This window comes from Mycobacterium sp. (assembly GCF_049802695.1).
In the GTDB taxonomy this organism is placed as follows: domain Bacteria; phylum Actinomycetota; class Actinomycetes; order Mycobacteriales; family Mycobacteriaceae; genus Mycobacterium.
Genome location: NZ_JBARMY010000572.1, coordinates 16,558 through 39,190 on the forward strand (window position 1 = coordinate 16,558; position 22,633 = coordinate 39,190).

At 65.0% G+C, this 22,633-nt stretch carries 25 protein-coding genes and 1 pseudogene; 16 read left to right on the forward strand and 10 right to left on the reverse strand.

The features are described from left to right. Positions 1–11: 11 nt before the first annotated feature. From WA317_RS22515 to WA317_RS22525, 3 genes are read left to right on the forward strand one after another with little or no spacing between them, the layout of a single operon-like run. Complete coding sequence (locus tag WA317_RS22515) at positions 12–1,157, forward strand: amidohydrolase family protein (RefSeq protein WP_425175142.1); 1,146 nt, start codon at positions 12–14, stop codon at positions 1,155–1,157. Beyond that, positions 1,158–1,550, forward strand: coding sequence for a Rieske (2Fe-2S) protein (locus tag WA317_RS22520; RefSeq protein ID WP_425175143.1), 393 nt, complete (start codon positions 1,158–1,160; stop codon positions 1,548–1,550). Between the two features lie 15 nt (positions 1,551–1,565). Further along, entirely contained in the window at positions 1,566–2,432 is an 867-nt protein-coding gene (locus tag WA317_RS22525) for an alpha/beta fold hydrolase (protein WP_425175144.1), read from the forward strand. A gap of 14 nt (positions 2,433–2,446) precedes the next feature. On the opposite strand, the gene WA317_RS22530 is transcribed toward WA317_RS22525, so the two are convergent. Next, positions 2,447–2,929, reverse strand: a complete 483-nt coding sequence (locus WA317_RS22530) for a hypothetical protein (RefSeq protein ID WP_425175145.1) — start codon at positions 2,927–2,929, stop codon at positions 2,447–2,449. A 39-nt stretch (positions 2,930–2,968) separates the two neighbouring features. Between WA317_RS22530 and WA317_RS22535 the strand changes: the two genes are divergently transcribed. From WA317_RS22535 to WA317_RS22570, 8 genes are all read left to right on the forward strand, one after another. Beyond that, positions 2,969–4,279, forward strand: a complete 1,311-nt coding sequence (locus tag WA317_RS22535) for an NADH-ubiquinone oxidoreductase-F iron-sulfur binding region domain-containing protein (protein WP_425175146.1) — start codon at positions 2,969–2,971, stop codon at positions 4,277–4,279. A gap of 8 nt (positions 4,280–4,287) precedes the next feature. Further along, on the forward strand, positions 4,288–4,584 hold the full coding sequence (locus tag WA317_RS22540; RefSeq protein ID WP_425175166.1) for a ferredoxin: 297 nt from the start codon (positions 4,288–4,290) through the stop codon (positions 4,582–4,584). After that, positions 4,566–6,239: a thiolase C-terminal domain-containing protein gene (locus WA317_RS22545; protein WP_425175147.1), complete on the forward strand. Its 1,674-nt coding sequence runs from the start codon at positions 4,566–4,568 to the stop codon at positions 6,237–6,239. Before WA317_RS22540 ends, WA317_RS22545 begins: the two co-directional genes overlap by 19 nt. Then, a complete protein-coding gene (locus WA317_RS22550) occupies positions 6,236–7,150 on the forward strand; it encodes an alpha/beta hydrolase (protein ID WP_425175148.1) in 915 nt (304 codons plus the stop codon). The genes WA317_RS22545 and WA317_RS22550 overlap by 4 nt, the downstream gene beginning before the upstream one ends. Continuing rightward, complete coding sequence (locus tag WA317_RS22555) at positions 7,150–7,965, forward strand: NAD(P)-dependent oxidoreductase (RefSeq protein WP_425175149.1); 816 nt, start codon at positions 7,150–7,152, stop codon at positions 7,963–7,965. The genes WA317_RS22550 and WA317_RS22555 overlap by 1 nt, the downstream gene beginning before the upstream one ends. Then, positions 7,962–8,753, forward strand: coding sequence for an NAD(P)-dependent oxidoreductase (locus tag WA317_RS22560; RefSeq protein ID WP_425175150.1), 792 nt, complete (start codon positions 7,962–7,964; stop codon positions 8,751–8,753). The genes WA317_RS22555 and WA317_RS22560 overlap by 4 nt, the downstream gene beginning before the upstream one ends. Positions 8,754–8,854: 101 nt before the next feature. Next, positions 8,855–10,057: a cytochrome P450 gene (locus WA317_RS22565; protein WP_425175151.1), complete on the forward strand. Its 1,203-nt coding sequence runs from the start codon at positions 8,855–8,857 to the stop codon at positions 10,055–10,057. Positions 10,058–10,070: 13 nt separating this feature from the next. Beyond that, the gene (locus WA317_RS22570) at positions 10,071–10,262 is read left to right on the forward strand and encodes a ferredoxin (protein WP_425175152.1); all 192 of its coding nucleotides are present in this window, start codon (positions 10,071–10,073) and stop codon (positions 10,260–10,262) included. Positions 10,263–10,301: 39 nt separating this feature from the next. Here the strand turns inward: WA317_RS22570 and WA317_RS22575 are convergent, their stop codons facing one another. From WA317_RS22575 to WA317_RS22615, 9 genes and pseudogenes are all read right to left on the reverse strand, one after another. After that, positions 10,302–10,586, reverse strand: coding sequence for a DUF1330 domain-containing protein (locus WA317_RS22575; RefSeq protein WP_425175153.1), 285 nt, complete (start codon positions 10,584–10,586; stop codon positions 10,302–10,304). Positions 10,587–10,615: 29 nt separating this feature from the next. Next, the gene (locus tag WA317_RS22580; protein WP_425175154.1) at positions 10,616–10,804 is read right to left on the reverse strand and encodes a ferredoxin; all 189 of its coding nucleotides are present in this window, start codon (positions 10,802–10,804) and stop codon (positions 10,616–10,618) included. Further along, positions 10,801–12,087 carry a cytochrome P450 gene (locus WA317_RS22585; RefSeq protein ID WP_425175155.1) on the reverse strand — a complete coding sequence of 429 codons (1,287 nt, stop codon included), beginning with the start codon at positions 12,085–12,087 and terminating at the stop codon, positions 10,801–10,803. The genes WA317_RS22580 and WA317_RS22585 overlap by 4 nt, the downstream gene beginning before the upstream one ends. 105 nt (positions 12,088–12,192) lie before the next feature. Next, positions 12,193–13,338 (reverse strand): thiolase family protein, encoded by a 1,146-nt coding sequence (locus tag WA317_RS22590; RefSeq protein WP_425175156.1) that lies wholly within the window; start codon positions 13,336–13,338, stop codon positions 12,193–12,195. Further along, positions 13,331–14,031: pseudogene (locus WA317_RS22595) on the reverse strand (enoyl-CoA hydratase/isomerase family protein). The gene WA317_RS22590 and the pseudogene WA317_RS22595 overlap by 8 nt, the downstream one beginning before the upstream one ends. Further along, positions 14,031–15,248 carry a CaiB/BaiF CoA transferase family protein gene (locus WA317_RS22600; protein WP_425175157.1) on the reverse strand — a complete coding sequence of 406 codons (1,218 nt, stop codon included), beginning with the start codon at positions 15,246–15,248 and terminating at the stop codon, positions 14,031–14,033. Before WA317_RS22600 ends, WA317_RS22595 begins: the two are co-directional and overlap by 1 nt. After that, entirely contained in the window at positions 15,248–16,027 is a 780-nt protein-coding gene (locus tag WA317_RS22605; RefSeq protein WP_425175158.1) for an SDR family oxidoreductase, read from the reverse strand. Before WA317_RS22605 ends, WA317_RS22600 begins: the two co-directional genes overlap by 1 nt. Next, the gene (locus tag WA317_RS22610) at positions 16,027–17,193 is read right to left on the reverse strand and encodes an acyl-CoA dehydrogenase family protein (protein WP_425175167.1); all 1,167 of its coding nucleotides are present in this window, start codon (positions 17,191–17,193) and stop codon (positions 16,027–16,029) included. Before WA317_RS22610 ends, WA317_RS22605 begins: the two co-directional genes overlap by 1 nt. Before the next feature lie 128 nt (positions 17,194–17,321). Next, positions 17,322–18,620 carry an amidohydrolase family protein gene (locus tag WA317_RS22615; protein ID WP_425175159.1) on the reverse strand — a complete coding sequence of 433 codons (1,299 nt, stop codon included), beginning with the start codon at positions 18,618–18,620 and terminating at the stop codon, positions 17,322–17,324. Between the two features lie 256 nt (positions 18,621–18,876). On the opposite strand from WA317_RS22615, the gene WA317_RS22620 reads away from it, so the two are divergent. The 5 genes from WA317_RS22620 to WA317_RS22640 all read left to right on the forward strand — a co-directional run. Then, positions 18,877–19,428 carry a carboxymuconolactone decarboxylase family protein gene (locus WA317_RS22620; RefSeq protein WP_425175160.1) on the forward strand — a complete coding sequence of 184 codons (552 nt, stop codon included), beginning with the start codon at positions 18,877–18,879 and terminating at the stop codon, positions 19,426–19,428. 4 nt (positions 19,429–19,432) lie between these two features. Further along, a complete protein-coding gene (locus WA317_RS22625; RefSeq protein ID WP_425175161.1) occupies positions 19,433–20,713 on the forward strand; it encodes an aromatic ring-hydroxylating oxygenase subunit alpha in 1,281 nt (426 codons plus the stop codon). Next, positions 20,697–21,032 (forward strand): hypothetical protein, encoded by a 336-nt coding sequence (locus tag WA317_RS22630; protein WP_425175162.1) that lies wholly within the window; start codon positions 20,697–20,699, stop codon positions 21,030–21,032. The genes WA317_RS22625 and WA317_RS22630 overlap by 17 nt, the downstream gene beginning before the upstream one ends. 3 nt (positions 21,033–21,035) lie before the next feature. Next, entirely contained in the window at positions 21,036–22,250 is a 1,215-nt protein-coding gene (locus WA317_RS22635; RefSeq protein ID WP_425175163.1) for an amidohydrolase family protein, read from the forward strand. Beyond that, on the forward strand, positions 22,234–22,633 hold a 400-nt coding region (locus tag WA317_RS22640), incomplete at its 3' end, for a nuclear transport factor 2 family protein (RefSeq protein WP_425175164.1). The genes WA317_RS22635 and WA317_RS22640, both read left to right, overlap by 17 nt.

A 22,633-nucleotide genomic window follows, 5' to 3' on the forward strand; every position in this document is an offset into this window, starting at 1 on the left:
AGGAGACCACGATGACGCTGACTCACTTCCAAGAGCGGGTGCCGGCTGCCGAACGTATCGCCGTCCGGTGCGTCGACTCCGACGTCCACCCGGTGCCGAAGCGCGGTGAGCTCGCCCAGTACATTCCGGAGCCGTGGCGTAGTAAGTACTTCCTCGACCACCGCGTAGGTGAGTTGATTTATTACGACGCACCCGACTATGCGCACGCTTATGCGATGCGCGTGGACACTTTCCCGCCGGACGGGGAATTCCCGGGCAGCGACCCGGATATGGCGTTCCGGCAGCTGATTATGGAAGCCGGGTCGGACATCGCGATACTCGAACCGGCCGGCCGCACTCCCCGTTTGCCGGGAGCCCATCAGGCGATGACGATCGCGCTCAACGAGTGGCAAGCCCACCACTGGCTCGACAGCCACAACAACTGGCACGAGCGCTGGCGGGGTTCGATCTGCGCGGCTATCGAGGACCCGACGGGAGCCGCCGCAGAGATCGAACGGTGGGCCGGCCACCCGTACATGGCGCAGATTCTGATCAAGGCCGAGCCGCGCCCGTCGTGGGGTCACCCGATGTACGACCCGATCTGGGCGGCCGCCACCGAGCACGACATCACGGTGAGCTGTCACCTCTCGCGCAGCAGCTACGAGATGCTGCCGATGCCGCCGGTCGGGTTGCCCAGCTACAACCACGATTTCATGGTCACCTACTCGCTGCTGGCTGCTAACCAGGTGATGAGCCTGATCTTCGACGGCGTCTTCGACCGCTTTCCCGCGTTGCGGATCGTGTTTGTCGAGCACGCGTTCAGCTGGGTGCTGCCGCTGATGTGGCGGATGGACGCCATCTACCAAGCCCGTAAGTCGCGGATGAGCATCAAACGCAAGCCGTCGGAGTACCTCAAGGACCACATCAAATTCACCACCCAGCCGCTGGATTACCCGGAGGACAAGACCGAGCTGACGCGTGCGCTCGAGTGGATGGAGTGCGACAAGATCCTGCTGTACTCATCGGACTACCCGCACTGGACGTTCGACGACCCGCGCTGGCTGATCAAGCACCTGCCCAAAGCCGCGCGTGAGGCGGTCATGTACAAGAACGGCATCGCGACCTACCACCTGCCGGAAACCGTTCCGGTGCTCGAGGGCCAGGTACGGGTGTCCTGAATGCCCGGAGAGACCAAACGGCCCCGGCTCGCCCAGGGACGCGAGCACACTGTCGCGACGGTGGACGAAATTCCGCCCGGCACACACAAACTGGTGCCGATCGGCCGCCACGGCGTGGGTGTCTACAACGTCAACGGCGCCTTCCACGCCATCGCCAACTATTGCCCCCACCAGGGCGGCCCGTTGTGTTCAGGCCGCGTTCGGGGCCACACCGTCGTCGACGAGAGTGCCGCGGGTGACTCGGTCATGGTGCGCGACTTGGAATACATCTACTGCCCTTGGCACCAGTGGGGATTCGAACTCGCCACCGGCACTACCGCGGTCAAACCGGAGTGGAGCATTCGCACCTACCCGGTTCGGGTCGTCGGCAACGATGTTCTGGTGATGGCGTGAGCACAGGAGCATCCGGTGGCGTCCATTGAAGTCAACGGCGGCAACGTCGTATACGAGATCTTGGGCGATGCAAGTGAGCTCATCGTCCTGACGCCCGGCGGACGATTCGGCAAGGAGATCAATGGCCTGCGCCCGCTGGCAGAGGCGCTGGTCGACGGCGGCTACCGGGTGCTGTTGTGGGACCGGCCCAACTGCGGGGCTTCCGACGTGCAGTTCTACGGTCAGAGCGAGTCGCATATGCGAGCAGAGACGCTGCACCGCTTGCTGACCGAACTCGGCGAGGGCCCGTGCATCCTCGCAGGCGGCTCCGGCGGAGCACGGGATTCGATCGTGACCACGATGCTCTACCCGGAACTCGTCACGAAGCTGGTGGTGTGGAACATCGTCGGCGGCATCTACGGAACCTTCGTTCTCGGTTCGTATTACATCGTCCCCAGCATTCTCGCGGCCCGCGGAGCGGGCGTCGAGGGGCTGCTGAAAGTGCCGGAGTGGCGCGAGCGCGTCGAGGAGAATCCGAACAACAAGCAACGGTTCCTCGACCTCGACCGGGACGAGTTCCTCAAGGTGATGCTGCGCTGGCTGAATGCCTTCGTGTCCAAGCCCGGGCAGACCATCCCCGGTGTCGAAGACGAGATGTTCGATCGGGTCCAGGTCCCCACCTTGATCATCCGCGGCGGCGAAAACGACTGGGACCATCCCAAGCGGACGTCTCTGGAAGTGAGCTGTTTGATCAGAGGGTCCAAGCTCATCGACCCGCCGTGGCCTGAGGATGCGTGGGAACGCGCCTCCGAGGAGCGCGCCGCGGGCAAGGTGAAACACTTCAACATGTTCGACACCTGGGTGCAGGCCGCGCCACCGATTCTGGATTTTCTAGGATCGTGATGCCGGCGTTGCGTTCAGCAGGTGACGATGCGGACCTCGCAGTTGAGCGACGCCTCCAGCGCGGTGTGGATTCTGCTTTCCGGTACGCGTTCCAGGTCGGATTCGCGCAGCGTCACGTGCACCACGTCGAAGCCGTCGGCGTCCGGCACTCGTCGGATCTGGCCAGTGAGCCCGAATCCGGCGAGCACGCCGTGGGCGTCGTCATCGGTTCCCCTACTTATGTAGGTGATCACCCCGGCCACCTGCGCCGTGCCGAAAACTCTGAATGCTCTGCGGCACAGCTCTACAGCGATCTTCTGCACGGCGTCGCCGTCGCTGCCCGCGATCAGCAGTTGCACTTCGCGTCGAGTGGACGCCGTCGCTTCGAGGTCGTTGTCCAGCAGGTCGGCGCCGGCGTCGCCGGCGAGTTTTCGGAGCGCCGTGATGCCTTGGCCTAACTGCGCGGAAGTGAGCATTCCGGAAGGATCGACGTTGACGCGCACCACCGCAGTCCGCATGAGGCTGAGCCTAGCTTGGCTCGAGGTGGGGAACGTCTGATGGAAACCGCCGCGCCGTCGAGCGTCACCGTCGCCGCCTGGCCCGGCGGCATTCCCCGGCTGCTGCGCAACCCGGCACGCACGGATGCCGAACGCTACTCGGAATACCGGGAGTCGGGCGGCTACCGGCCGCTCACCGACCTCGATGCGCTGCTTAGCGAAGTGGAGAGCAGCGGGTTGGTGGGCCGTGGCGGTGCGGGCTTTCCGCTCGGACGAAAGTTGCGCACGGTGCGCGACAACGGACGCCTGGGTCGCACCCGCACCGTCGCGATCGCGAATGGCGAAGAGGGTGAACCGGCTTCGATCAAAGACCGCTGGCTGCTGCGTCACCGTCCGCACCTGGTTCTGGATGGGTTACGCTTGGCCGCTGCGGTCGTGGCCGCCGACCGCGCTGTCGTCTACGTGTCCGACCCGCAGGCGGCGCAGGCGGTGAAAACGGCACTGGACGAACTCGATTCGACTACCTTCGGCGGCGCGATGGTCACGGTGCGACTGGTCGACCCCGGCTATGTTGCCGGTGAGGAGACCGCTGCAGTCCGGGCGCTCAACGGCGGCCCCGTCAAGCCGACGGACAAACCGCCGCGACCGTTCCAAGCCGGCGTCGATGGGCTACCGACTTTGGTCAGCAATGTCGAGACGCTGGCCAATCTGCCTTTCCTGCATGAGCATGGCGCGGTAGCTTTCCGCAGCCAGGGCACATCACAGTCGCCCGGCACGTTCCTGGTGACGATCACCGGTGGCGGTCGGCCGCCGGGTCTGTACGAAGTTCCGCACGGGTTGCCGTTCCCTGAACTCATTGCCTTTCATGGTGTTTCGCCCGACCAGGTTCGCGGAGTGCTGATGGGCGGGTATTTCGCCGGGCTGCTCAATCGCACGGTGCTCGACGCCACCCTGGACCACGAGACGTTGCGGGGTCTGGGCAGCGGACTGGGCGCCGGGGCGATTTGCGTCCTCACCGACGACTGTCCGGTCGCGGTCGCCGCCTCGGTGTTGGGCTATTTCGACCGGGAAAACGCCGGCCAGTGCGGCTCGTGTTTCAACGGCACCGCAGCCATGGCCGCAGCCGCAGCTGCATTGCGTGACGGAGTGGCCACCGCGGAAGACGTTTCCCGGCTGCGGCGCTGGTCGGTGGTGCTGCGCGGTCGAGGTGCCTGCGCGACGCTGGACGCCGCGACGAACACCGCCGGCAGCCTGCTCGATCAGTTTCCGGACGAGGTGGCTCGCCATCTCGACAATCGCTGCGAGTCGTGCGGGGTAGGGCCCTACAGTGCTGATCGGCCCTACGAGGTGGAGGCGGTGACGCCTGCGTGAGCGATCGGATGACGGTGAAACTCGACCGCACCCGCTGTGACGGCTTCGGTATCTGCGCCAAGCATGCGCCGCAATACTTTTCACTCGACGACTGGGGCTACGCTTCGCTGATCGGCGACGGCACCGTCGCCGATGCGGACCATGACGCGGTGATGCGCGCGCTTTTGGACTGCCCCGTGCACGCGATCATGGAGATCGGTGAGCGCCGACCCAGCAACGGTGTGGTGCCGTCGAGCGCTGCGAGCGATGCCGTACTGAGCCTCAAAACCGAAGAGAACGAGGCGGAGTGGGGGTTCGAGCGTTGACCGGCGCCACACCGGGCCGTCCGCTGCCGCTGCTCACCCTCGACAACGAATTCTTCTGGAAGTCAGGCGCCGACGGGCAGCTGCGGTTCCAGCAGTGCACCGATTGCCGCGCGCTGATCCATCCGCCGGCGCCGGTCTGCCGGTATTGCCGCTCCTATCACTTGGACGTGCAACCCGTTTCCGGTCGCGCGACGTTGGCCGGCTTCACCGTCAATCACCGATTCAGCCTGCCCGGAATGCCCGCCCCGTACGTGGTGGCGCAGGTCGCGATCGCCGAAGATCCGCGGGTCCGGTTGACCACCAACATCATCAACTGTGATCCGGACCGGCTGGAGCTTGGCCGGTCAGTGGAAGTGGTCTTCGAGCAGATCGAAGACGTGTGGCTGCCGTTGTTCCGTCTCACCACTGACGACGAGCTCGGTCCGCTGCCCGAAGAGGAGATCGCGCCGGATCGGTTCCACGAACACATCCGCCCGATGCGCACCCGGGAGAAATTCGAGGACAAGGTTGCGCTGACCGGGATCGGCATGTCACAGATCGGCCGCCGCCTAATGGTGCCGCCACTGCAGTTGACTATGCAAGCGTGTGCGGCCGCGATCGCCGACGCCGGACTGACACTCGACGACATCGACGGGTTGTCCACCTACCCCGGAGGAGGAAACCTCGGCGGCTTCGGGGAGGGCGGGGTGACGGCGCTGGAAGCCGCGCTGGGAATCCGGCCGGTATGGCACAACGGCGGCATCGAAACCTTCGGCCCGGTCGGATCGGTGATCGCCGCGATGCTCGCCGTGGCCGGTGGCCTGGCCCGCCACGTGCTGTGTTATCGGACGTTGTGGGAGGCCACCTTCAACGAGCTGATGAAGCAGGGCAATATCGTCCCGGCGGGTGGTCGCACCACCAGCTGGCAATGGCCGTTCGGCGCTACGTCGGCCGCCCATACGCTGGCTCAGAACGCGCAGCGCCACTTTCATCGCTACGGCACCACCAAGGAGACGCTGGGCTGGATTGCGCTCAATCAGCGCGCCAACGCCGAACTCAATCCCACCGCGGTCTACCGGTCCCCGATGACGATGGACGACTACCTGAACGCGCGACCGATCACGACACCGTTCGGCCTCTACGACTGTGATGTGCCCTGCGACGGGTCGGTCGCGGTCATCGTGTCCGCGGTCGACGCGGCCGGTGACTTGCCGAAACCGCCGGTGCTGGTGGAAGCGGTGGGCACCCAGATCGTCGAGCGGATCGATTGGGACCAGAGCACTTTGACGCATGAGCCACAGGTGCTGGGTCAATCGGCACACCTGTGGTCGAGAACGTCGCTCAAGCCGCAAGATGTCGATGTCGCCGAACTGTACGACGGGTTCACCATCAACTGCCTCTCTTGGCTGGAAGCGCTGGGCTTCTGCGGAATCGGAGAGGCCAGGGAGTTTCTGGACGGCGGCAAGAACATCGCCCGAGATGGTCTGTTGCCGTTGAACACTCATGGCGGTCAGCTGTCGCACGGCCGTACCCACGGCATGGGCCTGCTGCACGAAGCGGTCAGTCAGCTGCGCGGTGAAGCCGGTGAGCGCCAGGTCGCCGACGCCCGAGTCGGTGTGGTCAGCAGCGGAGGCCTCACTCCCGGCGGCGTATTGCTTCTGCGGGCCGAGACATGACCCAGCCGCGCCCCCGCGTAGTGATCGTCGACGGTGTGCCGATGTCTGCTTTGGTTGCCGAAGCACCGCGGCCCCGTGCGGTGGTGCTGGCCTTGCACGGCGGGGGCACGACCGCCGCGTACTTCGATTGCCCCGGCCACCCGGCCCTATCGCTGCTGCGGCTGGGCGCTGCGCTGGGTTTCACGGTGGTCGCACTCGATCGGCCCGGCTACGGCAGTTCAGCGCCCTATCCCGAGGCGATTGCGCTGCCCGAGCAGCGGGTCAGTCTTGCTTACGCGGCCGTAGACCGGATCGTCGGCCAATGGCCCGGCGGCGCAGGCTTGTTCGTGGTAGCCCACTCCAACGGCTGTGAACTTGCGCTGCGCATGGCCGCCGATGAACGCGGCGCCGGACTGCTCGGCATGGAGATGGCCGGTACCGGAAGGCATTACCACCCTGCTGCCCGCGACGTATTGAAGTCCGCGAGCCCGACCTATCGTCCTCCTGGACTGGGCGAGCTGCTCTGGCATCCCTCCCAGCTGTACCCGCCCGATGTGCTTGGCGGCATCACGAATTCGGCCACCGGGGCGCCCTACGAGGCAGCGATGGTCACCGCCTGGCCCCGTATCGACTTCCCGGCATTGGCCGCCCAAGTGCGGGTGCCGGTGCAGTTCAGCGTCGCCGATCACGAAAGAGTGTGGCAGTCCGACGCCGCGGCGCTGGCGGAGATCGGCGCGATGTTTGCCGCGGCGCCCCGATTTGTCACCAACGAGCAATCCGGCGCTGGTCACAATCTTAGTCTCGGCCACACCGCCGCGGCGTATCACCTGAAGGTGTTGTCCTTCGCCGAAGAATGTGTCGTCGCGCGGGAGTGTCCCGCTGTCGCGAAGCTGACGACCCAGAAAAGACAAGCCGATTTGGAGGCCGGTTGATGCATGTCGGATTCATCGGGTTGGGCAGCCAGGGCGGACCCATGGCGAGGCGGATCGTCGACGCCGGCTACCCGACGACGTTATGGGCACGCCGGCCGGCAACATTGGAGCCGTACGCCGACACTGCCGCCCAGACCGCCGCGTCGCCCGCCGAGCTGGCCGTCGACAGTGATCTGGTCTGCCTGTGCGTCGTCGGGGACGCCGACATCGAGCAGGTGACCAGCGGCGAGAACGGCGTGCTCTCGACGTTGAAGCCGGGCAGCGTGATCGCCGTGCACAGTACGGTGCACCCCAATACCGTCCGCGCACTCGCTGAAATTGCTGCGAAACAGCATGTTTCGGTAATCGACGCGCCGGTCAGCGGAGGCGGGCCGGCCGCGGCGGAGGGCCGGCTGCTGGTGATGGTGGGCGGGGACACGGCCGCTGTCGAGCGCTGCCGCCCCGTCTTCGAAACCTATGCGGATCCGATCGTGCACCTCGGCGAGCTCGGCTCCGGTCAGACCACCAAGCTGCTGAACAATCTGCTGTTCACCGCCAACGCCGGAACGGCCGCCTCGGCGCTTGCCCTGGGAAAGGTGCTCGGCGTCTCACCGCAACGCCTCACCGAAGTCATCTCCCGCAGCAGTGGAAGCAGTTTCGCGTGGAACGTGATCGGCGGGTCCGGTGGCATCGACGGCCTTGCCGGTCACGCAGGTCCGCTGCTGCAGAAAGATGTTCGCCTCGTCGTCGACATCGCCGAGCACGCATCGGCCGACGGGGGTGCCGTGCTGGCGGCAGCTGACGCCGCTCTCAGGCTGATGAAACACCCGCGGTGACAATCGGGTTCATCGGCGCCGGGCGGATGGGGCGCCCCATGGTTGCTCGTCTCGTCGAGGCCGGCCACGACGTGCGAGTGCTCGGCCGGTCCGCCGAGAAGCGGTCGACTGCCGCGGATTTGGGCGCCACCGGAGTCGCCGACGTAGCGCACCTGAGCGCTGAGGCCGATGTCGTCGTGGTCTGCGTGTTCACCGACGAACAGGTCCTCGACGTCTGCCTTGGCACTGAACTGCTCGAGACGATGATTCCGGGTTCCACCCTGGTCGTGCACACCACGAGCAGCCCGAGGACGGTCGAGACCATCGCCGCGCGCGCCGCAGCGGTGGCCGTCGTGGACGCTCCGGTCAGCGGCGGCCCGCACAACGCGGCGGCCGGTGCGCTGACTTTGTTCGTGGGCGGAGCCGATGACGCAGTCGCAAACGTGCGCCCGGTAGTGAGCTGCTACGGCGACCCGGTTCTGCACGTCGGCCCGCTGGGCGCCGGGCAGAAGGTCAAGCTGATCAACAATGCGATGTTCGCCGCCCACCTCGGGCTGCTCTCGGAAGCCATCGGGTTGGGCACCCGGCTCGACGTGCCGGAGTCGGCGTTGCTGGCCGCACTTCCGCACGGCAGCGCGTCCAGTCGGGTGCTGGACCTGGTCGCGGCCGGCGGTTCGGTGGAGGCGTTCGCACGGATGGCCGGCGAGTTCGTCGGCAAGGACGTCGCGGTGGCCCGCAACATCGTCGGCCAACTCGGCAGTCACCTCGGCGCGCTCGACGACCTCATCGAAAAGGCGCTGCAGGTTTGACTCAGGTGTTTTGCGCTCGCGATGAATGATCTACCGTTAGCGTTACAGTCACGCATTCCGTCGTAACGGTTTTAGCCGCCGGCCCGCGCTGAGGAGATGCCATGACGAAACCGAAGGTCGTTTTTGATCCGTTCTCCGAGGAGTTCTTCGACAACCCGTTCGAGATCTACCGGCGAATGCGCGAGGAAGCACCGCTGTATTACAGCGAGGAAGAAGACTTCTACGCCCTGACCCGCCACGTGGATGTGGCCGCCGCGTTCAAAGACCATGAGACCTACTCGTCGGCCCGCGGCTGCGACCTGGCGATGGTTCGGACCGGCGACGTGCCGCAGAAATCGATCATCTTCATGGACCCCCCGGAGCACCGGCACATGCGCAGCCTGCTCAACAAGGCATTCACGCCGCGGGCTATTCAGTCGCAGAAGGAAACGGTGCTCGAAACGGTCGATAAATATTTGAGCGCGGCCAATCCCGATCAGTTCGACGTCGTGCAGGACTTCTCCGGGCCTTTCCCGGTCGAGGTCATCACCAGGATGGCCGGTGTGCCGGAGGAGTACCGCCAACAGGTGCGCCACTGGATCGACACCAGCCTGCACCGGGAGCCAGGGCAAGTGGCGGCCGGCGAAGCGGGCATGCAGGCCAACATCGACAGCGCGATGTATTACTTCACGCTGGTTCAGCACCGACGCGAAGAGCCGCAGGACGACATGATCAGCCGGTTGATCGCCGCTGAGATCCCAGGGGACGACGGCCAGTTGCGTAAGCTCGACGACATCGAGATCACCGGTTTCGCCGTCCTTTTGGGTGGTGCCGGCGCCGAGACAGTCACCAAGCTGGTCGGCAACGCGGCGGTGATCTTCGCGCGTAATCCCGACCAATGGCAGATACTGCAAGAGGACCGCAGCAAGATCCCGGCCGCCGTCGAAGAATTACTGCGTTACGAAGGGCCGGTGCAATACAACGTCCGCTACACGCTCAAAGAGGCACACGTCAGCGGCGGCACCATTCCCGCCGGCAAGCCGGTGTTTCTGATCGGGGCATCGGCCAACCGCGATCCGGAGGCCTTCACCGATGCGGAGGTGTTCGACATCGATCGCGACCGTTCCCAGGCGCAGAACCTTGGCCTGGGATACGGAATACACAGTTGCCTGGGTGCCGCGCTGGCCCGAATGGAAAGCGCGATCGCGCTGGAAAAGCTGCTCGACTTCATGCCCCGTTACGAGGTGGATTGGGATGGGCTGCAACGTGTCCATATGCAAAACGTCGCCGGCTACCACAACGTGCCGGTGAAGGTCCTGCGTTGAGGGGGCTGGCAAAGTGAAGGTTCATGTAGATTTCGGCCTCTGTGAAAGCAACGGGGTGTGCATGGGCGTCGCCCCCGACGTGTTCCTACTCAACGACGACGACACGCTTTCAATATTGCAGCCGGACGTCGAGCCGGAGCATCAAGACGCGGTGCAAGACGCCGTGCGTCAGTGTCCCCGCCAGGCCATCTCGGTCGAGGAATAGCGCAGGAGGCATTGCAGCCGGCGGCCAGCCAGTCGATCCTTAAAAGCCGCTGAGGATGACGGCATTGGTGTCGGCAGCCTGCTGCCGCAGTTTCGCCGCTTTCTGGTAGGCCTCGGATTCATACCACTCGCGAGCCGCTTCCACCGAGTCGAATTCCAGCACGACAGTTTGATTACCGTGCCAGTTGCCTTCGAGGACCTGAGGTTTGGTGTCGACAGCGAGAACCCCTACACCGGCCATCGCCGCGCCCGCGGCCTGCCCGTAGGCCTTCATGCCCTCCAGATCGTTGATGGCCTCGGTCAAGATGACATAGCCTTTTGCCATATACGGATTCTCCTCGATGACAGGCGGATTCAGCTTTCAGCGATGGCTTGCTCAGGACAGCAATCGATCGCCTCCTGCGCGGCCTTCTCCAAGTCGGCGGGAACGTCGGCCAGGTACGCCTCGGCGTATCCGTCGTCGGTCAGGCGGAACGCTTCCGGGCACAACGTCACGCACACACCGTGCCCGCGACACCGCTCTTCGTCGACCGCAACCCTCACCGTGAGTCTCCGGCCGGCGTGAATTCCAGGTGCAGCTCGGTCAGGCCGCGCAGGATGTAGGTCGGGACGTATTGGTAGCGGCGGTTGCCTGCCGGACCGTGCTTGGTTGCCGAGACGGTGATGTCGGCGGTCCGATCCAGCAGACGCTCGATCGCCACCCGGGTTTCGGCTCGCGCCAGCGGTGCGCCGGGGCAGCTGTGAATTCCCCGCCCGAACGCGATGTGCTGTCGCGCGTTCTTGCGGGCCGGGTCGAAGGTGCCCGGTTCGTCGAATCGGCGCGGGTCGTGGTTGGCGGCCGCATTGACCACCATCAGTGTGGTGCCGGCAGGGATGTCGACGCCACCCACTGTCGCGGTTCTACGGGAAAGCCGGAAGTCGCCTTTGACCGGGCTTTCGATGCGCAACGCCTCTTCGATGAAATTGGGCACCAAGCTGCGGTCGATGCGCAGCTGCTGCTGGATGTCGGAGCGTTCGCCAATGACCTGCAGCGCGGCGCCGAGCAGTCGCACCGTGGTTTCCTGGCCTGCCGAGAACACATTGGTGGCGACCCGGGCGACGTCGGTGACGTCCGGTGTGGAGCCGTCCGGGAACGTCGCGGCGGCCAGGCCGGTCAGCACATCGTCACGAGGTGCGCGGCGGCGGTCTTCGATGTAGTCACCGAATGTCCCGTACAGAAACTCGAGCGGGCTGTGCGCCAAGGTCTTGTCGGCGGTGGCGCCGACACCGCCGCCGACATTGCGGTGCAGCCCGCGGACGAAATCGTCGCGATCCTCCTCGGGCACGCCGAGCAGGTCGGCGATCACCAGCAGAGTAAACGGACTGGCGAAGCCCTTGATGAACTCCCCTTCACCGGGCGCCAGGAAGTCGTCGAGGACCTGGTCGGCAAGCGCCCACATGGCGTCCTCGTTCTCCTTGAGGCGCTTGGGCGTGATCAGCCGCATCAGCAGCGCGCGATGATCGGTATGCGTCGGCGGGTCCAGGGTGGGCAGCTGGTCGCTGAACGGCAATTTGTCGCGGTGCTGCGCAATCAGCTCCGTCACGTCGTCGCCCTCGAGCGGCACCGGGAAGCCGGGAAATGGACCGGTCACCGAGATGCAGGAGGAGAACGTGTCGGCGTTGGTCGCAACTTCACACGCCTCGTCCCATCCGGTCACCATCACCACCCCGTGGTGCGGTTCGCGGGTGACCGGGCACCGCTGCCGTAGGGCGTCGAAATACGGGTAGGGATCGCCGATGAGCTGCTCGTCGCGGAAGAAGTCCATCGCGGTGACGTCGTTCACCATGTATGCGCTCCCTCCGACGAATCTCGCATTTGAGAATGTTCCTCTCAAGAGTGAACATTAGATTTCCATAGCGGCCGGTTCGCGTCAACGTGCGCCCCGGGCCCGCTACTGCACGAGCTCCACCAGCGTGGCGTTGGCAGTGCCACCGCCTTCACACATGGTCTGCAGTCCGTAACGTATACCGTTGTCGCGCATGTGATACGCCATCCGTGTCATCAAGACCGCGCCGGACGCACCGAGCGGATGGCCCAGCGCGATCGCACCGCCCAGCGGGTTGAGCCGGTCGGCGTCGGCGCCGGTTTCGGCGAGCCAGGCCAGCGGCACCGGCGCGAACGCTTCGTTGACCTCGAACACCCCGACCTCGTCCAGCGCGACACCGGCTTTGGCCAGCACCTTCTCGGTGGCCGGAATCGGACCGGTCAGCATCAGCACCGGATCTGCGCCGGTGACCGCGCCGGCGCGATATCGCACGATCGGCGTCAATCCCAGCTCGAGCGCCATGGCGTCTGTCGTCACCAGCAGGGCCGCTGCCCCGTCGGAAATCTGCGAGGAGTTGCCGGCATGGATAACACCGTCGTCGGCGAACGCGGGTTTCAGGCCGGCCAGCTTCTCGACTGTGGTGCCGCGCCGCACACCTTCGTCGGCCGCGACCCGCTGATTGTCGACCCACACCGGCACAATCTGGGCATCGAACGCGCCGCCGTCCTGCGCGGCGGCGGCACGCTCGTGGGACAACGCGGAGTACTCGTCGAGCCGACCGCGGGAGAACCCCCACTTCTCGGCGATCTTCTCCGCGGAGACCCCCTGATTGAACCCGAAATCGTTATAGCGTTCCAGCACTTTGGGCCCGTAAGGCATACCGCTGGCGCGTGCAGCGCCCAACGGCACCCGACTCATCACTTCCACACCGCCCGCGACGACGACATCTTGCTGTCCGGACATCACCGCCTGCACGGCGAAGTCCAGGGCTTGCTGGCTGGAGCCGCACGCGCGGTTGACGGTCGTCCCGGGAATGCTCTCCGGCCAGCCGGCGGCCAGCACCGAGTAGCGACCGATATTGCTGGACTGGTCACCGACCTGCGACACGCAACCCCAGATGACGTCGTCGACGACTTCCGGGTCGATGCCGGTTCGTTCGATCAGTTCGTTGAGCACCACCGCAGACAAGTCGGCCGGGTGCAGGCCGGATAGTCCTCCGTTGCGTTTGCCGACCGGGGTGCGAACCGCTTCGGCGATCACCGTCTCACGCATCTTTCCGCTCCGATCTGGGCACCGCCCACCTCCCAGTGAACGACGGCTCCCGCTTCTGGGCAAACGCCGCATAGGCTTCAGCGGCGTCCACGGTGGCGAAGTTACCCACCTGCGCCCGCGCCTCGTTGGCCACCGCGTCGATCTCCACCGCCCACACCAGCCACGTCACCAGACTAAGGGCCAGGGCTTCGTCGGCGGTGATGGTCTCGGCCAGCAGCGCCAGCCGTTTGGCCTGTTGCAAGCCAACGATTTTTGGTAGCAGCCAGGATCCGCCGAGGTCAATCGACAATCCCCGCTTGGCGAAGATCTGGCAGAACGTCGACTCGGGGGTCGCAGCCACCAAGTCGCACCCCAGCGCCAGGTTCCAGCCGGCACCGACGGCCACACCGGTGACCTTGGCGATGGTCGGCACCGGTAGCTCGTGCAGGGCCAGCGCCACGTCGGTCAGCAGTTGCAGCTTGTGCACCGGGTGACTGTCGTCGGGGATCGAGATGTCCGCCTGGAACAGAACGCGCCGCCGGCGCCGGTGATCACCACGACCCGCACACCGCGGTCGCGACCCGCCGCAACCAGCGCCTCCGCCAACTCGATCCACAATTGGCGGTTGATCGCGTTCTTGCGCTGCGGCCGGTTCAAGGTCAGCGTCCGCACGCCGTTTCGGTTGCTGCACAGCAGCACGGGCTCGTCGGATATCACGGACAGGTCGGTCCGATAGCGCCTTGCTCGCGCAACGCGGCGATCTGCTCTGCGGCGACGCCGAGTTCGGTCAGCACCGAGTCGGTGTGCTGACCCAGCCCGGGCACCGGTCCCATGGCCGGCTGGTAGCCGGAGATGACCGGCGGAGGCAGCAACGCGGAGATCGGCCCCACGGGTGTGTCGACCTGCCGCCAGCGGTTCCGAGCCGTCAGCTGCGGGTGCGCGAGAACCTCGCTGGGCACGTTGAAGCGCGCGTTGCCGATCCCGGCGGCATCGGCGGTCTTCTGGACGTGTTCCAGGTCGTGGCGCGCGCACCATTCACCGATCGCCTCGTCGAGCACGTGGCGGTGGGCGACTCGACCGGCGTTGGAGGCGAACCGGCCGTCGTCAGCCAGGTCGTCGCGCTGCAGTACTTCGCGTGAAAGTCGTTGCCATTCATCGTTATTGGTGGTGCCGAGTACTACAGTCTGGCCGTCGGCGGTACGGTAAGCGCCATAGGGCGCCACCGCCGGCGAGCTCATGCCCAACGGCTGCTGATCGACACCGGAATGCTGGGTGTAGGTGAGCGGGTATCCCATCAGATCGGTCATGGTGTCGAACAAGCTGACCGCGACGGCGTTGCCGTGTTGCCCCGCATCCGGCCGGCAGTCCCGGGAGTACAGCAAAGTCAAAATCGCCAGCGCCGAGTAAAGGCCGGTGCTGATATCGGCCATCGGGGGACCGGGTTTGGCCGGTGTGCCGGGATAACCAGTCACGGCGCACGCACCCGATTCCGCCTGCGCCAGCAGGTCGTAAGCCCGCTTGTGCGACAGCGGACCGCCGGGCCCGTACCCGTCGATCTCCAGCGCAATCACGTCCGGGTGGCGCTTAGCCAGGTCGGCCGGCGCCAGACCGAGCCGGGCTGTCGACCCCGGCGCCAGGTTGGACACCAGCGCATCGGCACGGTCGAGCAGCCGATGCAAGATGTCGAGACCTGCTGCGCTTTTCAGGTTGAGGGTCACCGACTCTTTGCCCCGGTTGGCCCAGACGAAGTGGGCGGCAAGCCCGTTGACGACATCGTCGTAGTGCCGGGCGAAATCACCGCCCTGCGGGTTCTCCACTTTGATGACCCGTGCCCCGAAATCGGCGAGCACCCGCGTGCACATCGGAGCGGAGACTGCCTGCTCCAAGGCCACCACGGTGATTCCGGCCAGCGGCGCCCCGGATTCCGGCATCACATCACCATGCCGCCGTCCACCGGCAGCACCTGACCGGTGATATACGAGGCCGCGTCGGACGCCAGGAAGACGAACACGGGAGCGATTTCGTCTGGCCCGGCCCAGCGCCGCAGCGGTATCCGATTCATCATGTTGGCCGCGAACTTCTCGTTGGTGCGGATGGTCTCGGTCATCGGGGTGGCCGCCAGCGGCGCAAGCGCATTGACCAAGATGTTCTTGCGTGCCAGTTCACGCGCCAATGACTTGGTCAAGCCGATGATTCCGGCTTTGGCCGCCGAATAATTCACCTGGCCCAGCGTGCCGGTAAGCCCCGCCGCTGACGTGACGTTGATGATGCGCCCGGTACCGTCGGTGGGCAGATATCCCAACGCGGCCTGGCTGCAGTGGAAAGCACCCATGACGTGGACGTCAAGTAGTCGGCGGAAGGTCTCGTCGGTCAGGTCGGCGAACATCGCCGGTGCCGTCACCCCGGCGTTGTTGACCAAGATGTGCAGTGCTCCGTCAGCCAGACCGGCGGCCCGCGCCGCCGCATCGTCTGCGGCCGCACGGTCACGCACATCGAGCTCGATACCCTCGGCCTTGCCGCCATCAGCCGAGATACGCTCCGCTACCGCCGAAGCCGCTTGTTCGTTGACGTCGCTTAGCAGCACCGCGGCGCCCGCGGCGGCCAGCGCCGTGGCCACGCCTGCGCCGATCCCGCTGCCGGCCCCGGTGACCAGCGCGGATCGTCCGGTCAGGTCAAACGGTGACTTCCGATGCGAATTACCTTGTGCCATCAGTAACTCCTCGGCAGCCCGAGCACATGCGATCCGAGGAAGTTCAAGATCATTTCCTGGCTGACCGGTGCGATCTTCATCAGACGGGCTTCCCTGAAGTAGCGCGACACGTGATATTCCTCGGAATAACCCATTCCACCGTGCGTTTGCAGCGCCCGATCGGCAGCGGTGAAGCCGGCGTCCGCACACAGATATTTGGCGGTGTTGGCTTCCCGCCCGCACGGTCTCCCGTTGTCGTAAAGCCAGGTGGCCTTGCGCAGGATAAGCTCGGCGGCGTCGAGGCGGGCAAGCGAGTCGGCCAGCGGGAACTGGATGCCCTGGTTCATGCCGATCGGGCGGTCGAAGACGTGCCGTTCGTTGCCGTACTTGACCGCTTTGTCCAGCGCGACGCGACCGATCCCCAGCGCCTCGGCGGCGATCAGCATCCGCTCCGGGTTCAGCCCATCGAGGATGTACTTGAACCCCCTGCCTTCCTCGCCGATTCGGTCTTCTACCGGAATGCGCAGGTCGTCGATGAACAGCTCGTTGGAGCTCACTGCGTTGCGGCCCATCTTGCGGATCGGCCGAACGTCGATCCGGTCGCGGTCGAGGTCGGTGAAGAACAGCGTCATACCGTCGGTCTTCTTGCTGACCTCGGAGTACGGTTGCGTCCGGGTGAGCAGCAGGATCTTCTGTGACTCGAGTGCCTTGGTAATCCACACTTTTCGGCCGTTGACGACGTAGTGGTCGCCGTCCCGCTTGGCGAACGTGGTGATCCGCGAGGTATCCAGACCGGCGCCGGGTTCGGTGACTCCGAAGCACACGTGCAGTTCGCCCGTGGCCACCCGGGGCAGCGTGCGCGCCTTGAGCTCGTCGGATCCGTGCACCACCACCGGGTGCATGCCGAAGATCGACAGATGAATGGAGCTGGCGGCGTTCATTCCGCCGCCGGCCTTGGCCACCTCCTCAGCCAGCAGCGTGGCTTCGGTGATCCCGAATCCGTGGCCCCCGTACTGTTCGGGGATCGTCATACCGAGCCAGCCCCCGTCGGCGATCGCCTGATAGAACTCGGCCGGAAACTCGTGGGCCTGGTCTTTTTCCATCCAGTAGTGGTCGTCGAACTTCGACGCCAGTTCGGCGACCGACTTACGGATCAGTTCCTGGTCGTCGGTCAGCTCGAAGTTCATTCCACCGCCGGGCACTGCTCAATCTCCTTCGCTCGAGAGCACGCACCGGCTTACCTAAGGCGCCGCTCCTCCTCATCGCTTCGCTCTGCATCGTCGCCGGCGCACTCGCGTTCCGGCGGCGTGCGTGCTCAGTCTTTGTTGCCGGTGAGTTCTTTCGCGCTAGCCGCGAAGTCCGCGAACGACGAGCCCGACCTGGCGTCCTTGTGGTGGCTGAGCGCCTGGACTGAGACGTCGTGTCCCTCAGCGGCCTTGCGGAGCGCGCCGACTGCCGCCTGCTCGCGGGTGATGTGCGTGAACGGCTCCCAGGAGTACCAGCGCATCGCGTTCTCGTGCGTCATCTTGTTGATCTCGTCGTCCGGCACGTCGTTCAGGCTGAGCACATCCCACAGCTCCTCGGGCGCACCCGGCCACATCGAGTCACTGTGCGGGTAGTCGGCTTCCCAAGCGATGTTGTCGATGCCAATCATGTTGCGCAGCTTGACACCCACCTTGTCGCTGATGAAACACGTCAGGAAGTGCTCCCGGAAGACCTCGCTGGGCACTTTGCCGCCGAAGTCCTGGTGCGTCCACGTCGAGTGCATCTCGTATGTCCGGTCCGCTCGCTCCAGGAAGTACGGAATCCAGCCTGTGCCGCCCTCCGACAGCGCGATCTTCAAATCCGGGTAGTCCTTGATCGGCTTGGACCACAAGAGGTCGGCGGCCGCCTGAACGATGTTCATCGGCTGGAGCGTGATCATCACGTCCATCGGTGCGTCCGGCGCCGTGATGGCCAGCCTGCCCGAGGACCCGATGTGCACGTTCATCACGGTGTTGGTGTCACACAACGCTTTCCACAGCGGCTTCCAGTGGTCGTTGTGGAAGCTGGGGTAGCCCATCGCGGCCGGGTTCTCGGTGAAGGTCAGCGCGTGCACACCCTTTTTAGACACCCGCCGCACTTCCGCGGCGCACGCCTCGGCGTCCCAGATCACCGGCAGCGCCATCGGAATGAACCGGGCCGGATAGGCGCCGCACCACTCTTCGATGTGCCAGTCGTTGTAGGCCTGCACCAGGGCCACCGAGAAGTCGTGGTCTTCGGTGGCGAACAGGCGTCCGGCGAAGCCGGGGAACGACGGGAAGCAGATCGAGCCCAAAATGCCGCCGGCGTTCATGTCCTTGATGCGCTCGTCGACGTTGTAACAGCCCGGGCGGATCTCATCCAGGCCCTGCGGCTCCAGCCCGTACTCCTCCTTGGGACGGCCTGCGACCGCATTGAGCGCGACGTTGGGGATCACCGTGTCGCGGAACTGCCAGGTGTCCGAGCCGTCGGCGTTGTGCACCAGGCGCGGCGCGTCGTCGACGTATTTCGCGGGCAGGTGGTTCTTGAACATGTCGGGTGGTTCGACGGTGTGGTCGTCGACGCTGATCAAAATCATGTCTTCTTTGTTCACCGGGTGGTCCTTTCCGTTGGGTGCCACCGCGAGGCCGGCAGGGTCCCTCTAATGAAAATTAGCTTCTCGGAACACGAGAATCAACATTCTGCAAGAGTGGCCGCAACTGCCAACGACGTTACGCGGAAGGCCTCGGACCCGTTACCCCGGAGGGCGTCGTCCCAGGGTGATTCCGCTGCTGTTGACCAATCTAACCGAACATGAAAACCTGTTGGTCAAATATGAGAATACAATTCTCCAAAGCGAGGAGCCTGCTATGCGCCTTGCGCCGTTGACGGCGGATCAGTGGGATGACGCTGCCACCCGCGCAGTCGCCGACTTCCTACCCGAAGAGCGGAGAAACGCGCGGGATGCCGGCAACATCCTGGCCACCCTGGCGCGCCACCCCGAGCTGTGCCGTGCGTTCCTGCGGTTCAGCGGCTATCTGCTGACCCGTTCGACGCTGTCGCCCCGGTTGCGCGAGCTGGTCATCCTGCGAGTCGCCCACCGACGGAACTGCGCATACGAATGGAACCACCACGTCAACATCGGCAAGCGCGTCGGACTGTCCGACGCCGACATCGCTGCGGCGCAGACCGGTGACGCCGCCGACGAGTTCTACCGCGTGGTGCTGGGCGCCGTCGACGAACTCGACGGAAAAACCAACCTGTCGGACCAGACCTGGACTGCGCTCGGCGAGCGGCTCGACGAGAAGCAGCTCATGGACTTGATCTTCACCGTCGGGGGCTACACGGCCCTTGCGATGGGCCTGAACACCTTCGGCGTCGAAGTCGAGGTAGACGGAAACGGTGAAAGAAAAGGAAGGTAGGACGGTGCCACATTTTGCCAAGCCGGATGCCGGGAGCTGGACCGAGCAGTATCCAGAACTCGGGACGGCGCCGGTCGACTACACCGACTCGGTCGATCCGGCGTTCTTCGAAGCCGAACGCGACGCGATCTTCAAGCGGACCTGGCTCAACGTCGGCCGAGTGGAGCGGTTGCCGCGCACCGGCAGCTACTTCACCAAAGAACTGCCGTCGGCGGGCCCGGGTATGTCGGTGATCATCGTCAAGACCAAGGACGGGTCGGTCAAGGCGTACCACAATCTGTGCCGCCACCGCGGCAACAAACTGGTGTGGAACGACTATCCGCATGAGGAGACCTCCGGCACCTGCCGGCAGTTCACCTGCAAGTACCACGCCTGGCGCTACAGCCTCGACGGTGACCTGACGTTTATTCAACAAGAGGATGAGTTCTTCAGCGTCGACAAGGGCGATTACGGCTTGGTGGGCGTCCGGTGCGAGGTGTGGGAAGGTTTCATCTTCATAAACTTCGACCAGCAGGCAAAACCACTCGTTGAATACCTCGGGTCACTGGCCAAAGGCATCCAGGGCTACCCCTTCCACGAAATGACCGAGGTCTACTCCTACAAAGCCGAGGTCAACAGCAACTGGAAGCTGTTCATCGACGCGTTCGCCGAGTTCTACCATGCGCCGGTACTGCACCAGGGCCAGTACACCAAGGACGAAGCCGCCAAGATCATGAAGCACGGCTTCGAGGCGCTGTACTACGAGCTGGACAGCCCGCACGGCATGATCTCCACCTGGGGCGGTCAGGCACCGCCCGCGGACCTGCGCATGGTCAAGCCGATGGACCAGGTGCTGCGCAGCGGCCTGTTCGGGCCATGGGACAAGCCGGAGGTCATTGAGAAGCTCGGTGAGCTGCCGCCCGGGGTCAACCCGAAACGGATTCCGCAATGGGGTATCGACTCCTGGCACTTCTTCCCCAACCTCATGCTGCTGATCTGGGAGCCGGGCTGGTTCCTGACCTATCACTATTGGCCGACGGCCGTGGACAAGCACATCTTCGAGACGAGTCTGTACTTCGTGCCGCCGCGCAACGCTCGGGAGCGGCTGGCGCACGAATTGGCTGCGGTGACGTTCAAGGAGTACGCGCTGCAAGACGCCAACACCCTGGAAGCGACCCAGACCATGATCGGCACGAAGGTCGTCAAAGACTTCCCCTTGTGCGACCAGGAAATCCTTCTCCGCCATCTGCACAAGGTGGCTGGCGATTACGTCAAGGAGTACAGCCACAATGGCCACAGCAAGTAATCTGCCTGCCGAGTTCGCCAAATTGGAGCTGTTCTCGGACTGGGACCTGGCCACCGAACCTGAGCGCTACGCCAAGCGACTGGCCTCGTCGATGGCCGAGATGCAGGCTTTCTACGACGTCGCGTTCCCGCGCCTGAACGATGTGATCGCCTACTGCGACCAGTATCCGCTCGACGATCTGCCCGAGGAGGCGCGCAGCCTCATGCACCTGATGCAGTCACTGATCATGGTGTCGTTTCCGATCGAGGCATGGAAGCAGCCCCGGGTGCCCGACAGTGGTGCGGCCTGGGTGCAGTTGGTTCGGGAGCCGGTGATCTGACTCGTGTTGACCGTCAGGGCCGCCGGGCTGCTCGACGTCGACGCGGGCGAAATCGTGTCGCCCGGGATCCTGCGGATCGACGGTGACCGGATCGTGGGCGTCGGAGGCGCGGAGGAAGGCGAGGTAGTCGACCTGGGCGATCAGGTGCTGCTGCCCGGATTGATGGACATGGAAGTCAACCTGCTGATGGGCGGCCGGGGGGAACGACCCGGGCTATCCCAGGTGCAGGACGACCCGCCGACGCGGATGCTGCGTGCGGTCGGCAACGCCCGTCGCACCTTGCGCGCTGGGTTCACCACCGTGCGCAACCTGGGACTGTTCGTCAAGACCGGCGGCTATCTCCTCGACGTCGCGTTGGGCAAGGCCATCGACGCGGGGTGGATCGACGGGCCCCGGGTGGTGCCGGCCGGACACGCCATTACGCCGACCGGCGGGCACCTTGACCCGACGATGTTCGCCGCTTTCGCCCCGCACGTGCTGGAGTTGACGGTCGAGGAAGGCATCGCCAACGGGATCGACGAGATCCGCAAAGCGGTGCGCTACCAGATCAAGCACGGCGCTGCGCTGATCAAGGTCTGCTGCTCGGGCGGGGTGATGTCGCTGACGGGCCCGCCCGGCGCGCAACACTATTCGGACGAGGAGCTGCGCGCAATCGTCGACGAGGCACACCGGCGCGGGCTGCGGGTCGCCGCACACACCCACGGCGCCGACGCGGTCAAGCATGCGGTGCAAGCCGGGATCGACTGCATCGAGCACGGTTTCCTCGTCGACGACGAGGCGATCGCGACGATGGTCGAGCACGGCACGTTCCTGGTGTCCACCCGCCGGCTGGCCGAAGGCATGGACGTCTCGCACGCCCCGCCCGAGCTGCAGGCCAAAGCCGCCGAGATGTTCCCGAAGGCGCGCACATCGATCCTGGCCGCCTACGAAGCCGGCGTGAAGATCGCGGTCGGCACCGACGCTCCCGCAATACCGCACGGCCGCAACGCCGACGAGCTTGTCACCCTAGTGGATTGGGGCTTGTCACCGCTGGCGGTGCTGCGGGCGGCCACGGTGACTGCCGCCGACTTGATCAATGTCACCGATCGCGGCCGGCTCGCCGAAGGCCTCCTTGCCGACGTGATCGCGGTTCCCGGCGACCCGTTGTCTGACATCGGTGTTACGCAGAAGGTCAGCTTCGTCATGAAAGGCGGCAAGGTGTATGCCAACAAGAACTGACGACCTGGTGGAGATTCAGCAGCTGCTGGCCCGCTACGCGGTCACCATCACCCAGGAAGACATCGGCGGGCTCATCGCAGTCTTCACTTCCGATGGAACCTACAGTGCCTTCGGCGACACCTACCGGCTGAACAGATTCCCCGAGCTGGTCGCTGCGGCGCCGAAGGGCTTGTTCCTCACCGGGACCGCGGTGGTCGACGTTGACGGTGATTCCGCGAGCGGCACGCAACCGTTGTGCTTCATCGAACATGCCACCCATGACATGCGGATCGGCTACTACAAAGACACCTACCTGCGCACCGCCGAAGGCTGGCGGCTGAAAACCCGCGCCATGACGTTCATCCGCCGCAGCGGCGTGCATGACTCGGGCCGCCCGCACGCGG

What these genes read in the sequence shown, in the direction of transcription:
- WA317_RS22550 (WP_425175148.1), top strand. Translation starts at nt 6,236, where the DNA reads ATGACCCAGCCGCGCCCCCGCGTAGTGATCGTCGACGGTGTGCCGATG.
- WA317_RS22590 (WP_425175156.1), bottom strand. Translation starts at nt 13,338, where the DNA reads ATGCGTGAGACGGTGATCGCCGAAGCGGTTCGCACCCCGGTCGGCAAA.
- WA317_RS22520 (WP_425175143.1), top strand. Translation starts at nt 1,158, where the DNA reads ATGCCCGGAGAGACCAAACGGCCCCGGCTCGCCCAGGGACGCGAGCAC.
- WA317_RS22600 (WP_425175157.1), bottom strand. Translation starts at nt 15,248, where the DNA reads ATGCCGGAATCCGGGGCGCCGCTGGCCGGAATCACCGTGGTGGCCTTG.
- WA317_RS22555 (WP_425175149.1), top strand. Translation starts at nt 7,150, where the DNA reads ATGCATGTCGGATTCATCGGGTTGGGCAGCCAGGGCGGACCCATGGCG.
- WA317_RS22575 (WP_425175153.1), bottom strand. Translation starts at nt 10,586, where the DNA reads ATGGCAAAAGGCTATGTCATCTTGACCGAGGCCATCAACGATCTGGAG.
- WA317_RS22535 (WP_425175146.1), top strand. Translation starts at nt 2,969, where the DNA reads ATGGAAACCGCCGCGCCGTCGAGCGTCACCGTCGCCGCCTGGCCCGGC.
- WA317_RS22515 (WP_425175142.1), top strand. Translation starts at nt 12, where the DNA reads ATGACGCTGACTCACTTCCAAGAGCGGGTGCCGGCTGCCGAACGTATC.
- WA317_RS22530 (WP_425175145.1), bottom strand. Translation starts at nt 2,929, where the DNA reads ATGCGGACTGCGGTGGTGCGCGTCAACGTCGATCCTTCCGGAATGCTC.
- WA317_RS22620 (WP_425175160.1), top strand. Translation starts at nt 18,877, where the DNA reads ATGCGCCTTGCGCCGTTGACGGCGGATCAGTGGGATGACGCTGCCACC.
- WA317_RS22605 (WP_425175158.1), bottom strand. Translation starts at nt 16,027, where the DNA reads ATGGCACAAGGTAATTCGCATCGGAAGTCACCGTTTGACCTGACCGGA.
- WA317_RS22585 (WP_425175155.1), bottom strand. Translation starts at nt 12,087, where the DNA reads ATGGTGAACGACGTCACCGCGATGGACTTCTTCCGCGACGAGCAGCTC.
- WA317_RS22630 (WP_425175162.1), top strand. Translation starts at nt 20,697, where the DNA reads ATGGCCACAGCAAGTAATCTGCCTGCCGAGTTCGCCAAATTGGAGCTG.
- WA317_RS22540 (WP_425175166.1), top strand. Translation starts at nt 4,288, where the DNA reads ATGACGGTGAAACTCGACCGCACCCGCTGTGACGGCTTCGGTATCTGC.
- WA317_RS22610 (WP_425175167.1), bottom strand. Translation starts at nt 17,193, where the DNA reads ATGAACTTCGAGCTGACCGACGACCAGGAACTGATCCGTAAGTCGGTC.
- WA317_RS22565 (WP_425175151.1), top strand. Translation starts at nt 8,855, where the DNA reads ATGACGAAACCGAAGGTCGTTTTTGATCCGTTCTCCGAGGAGTTCTTC.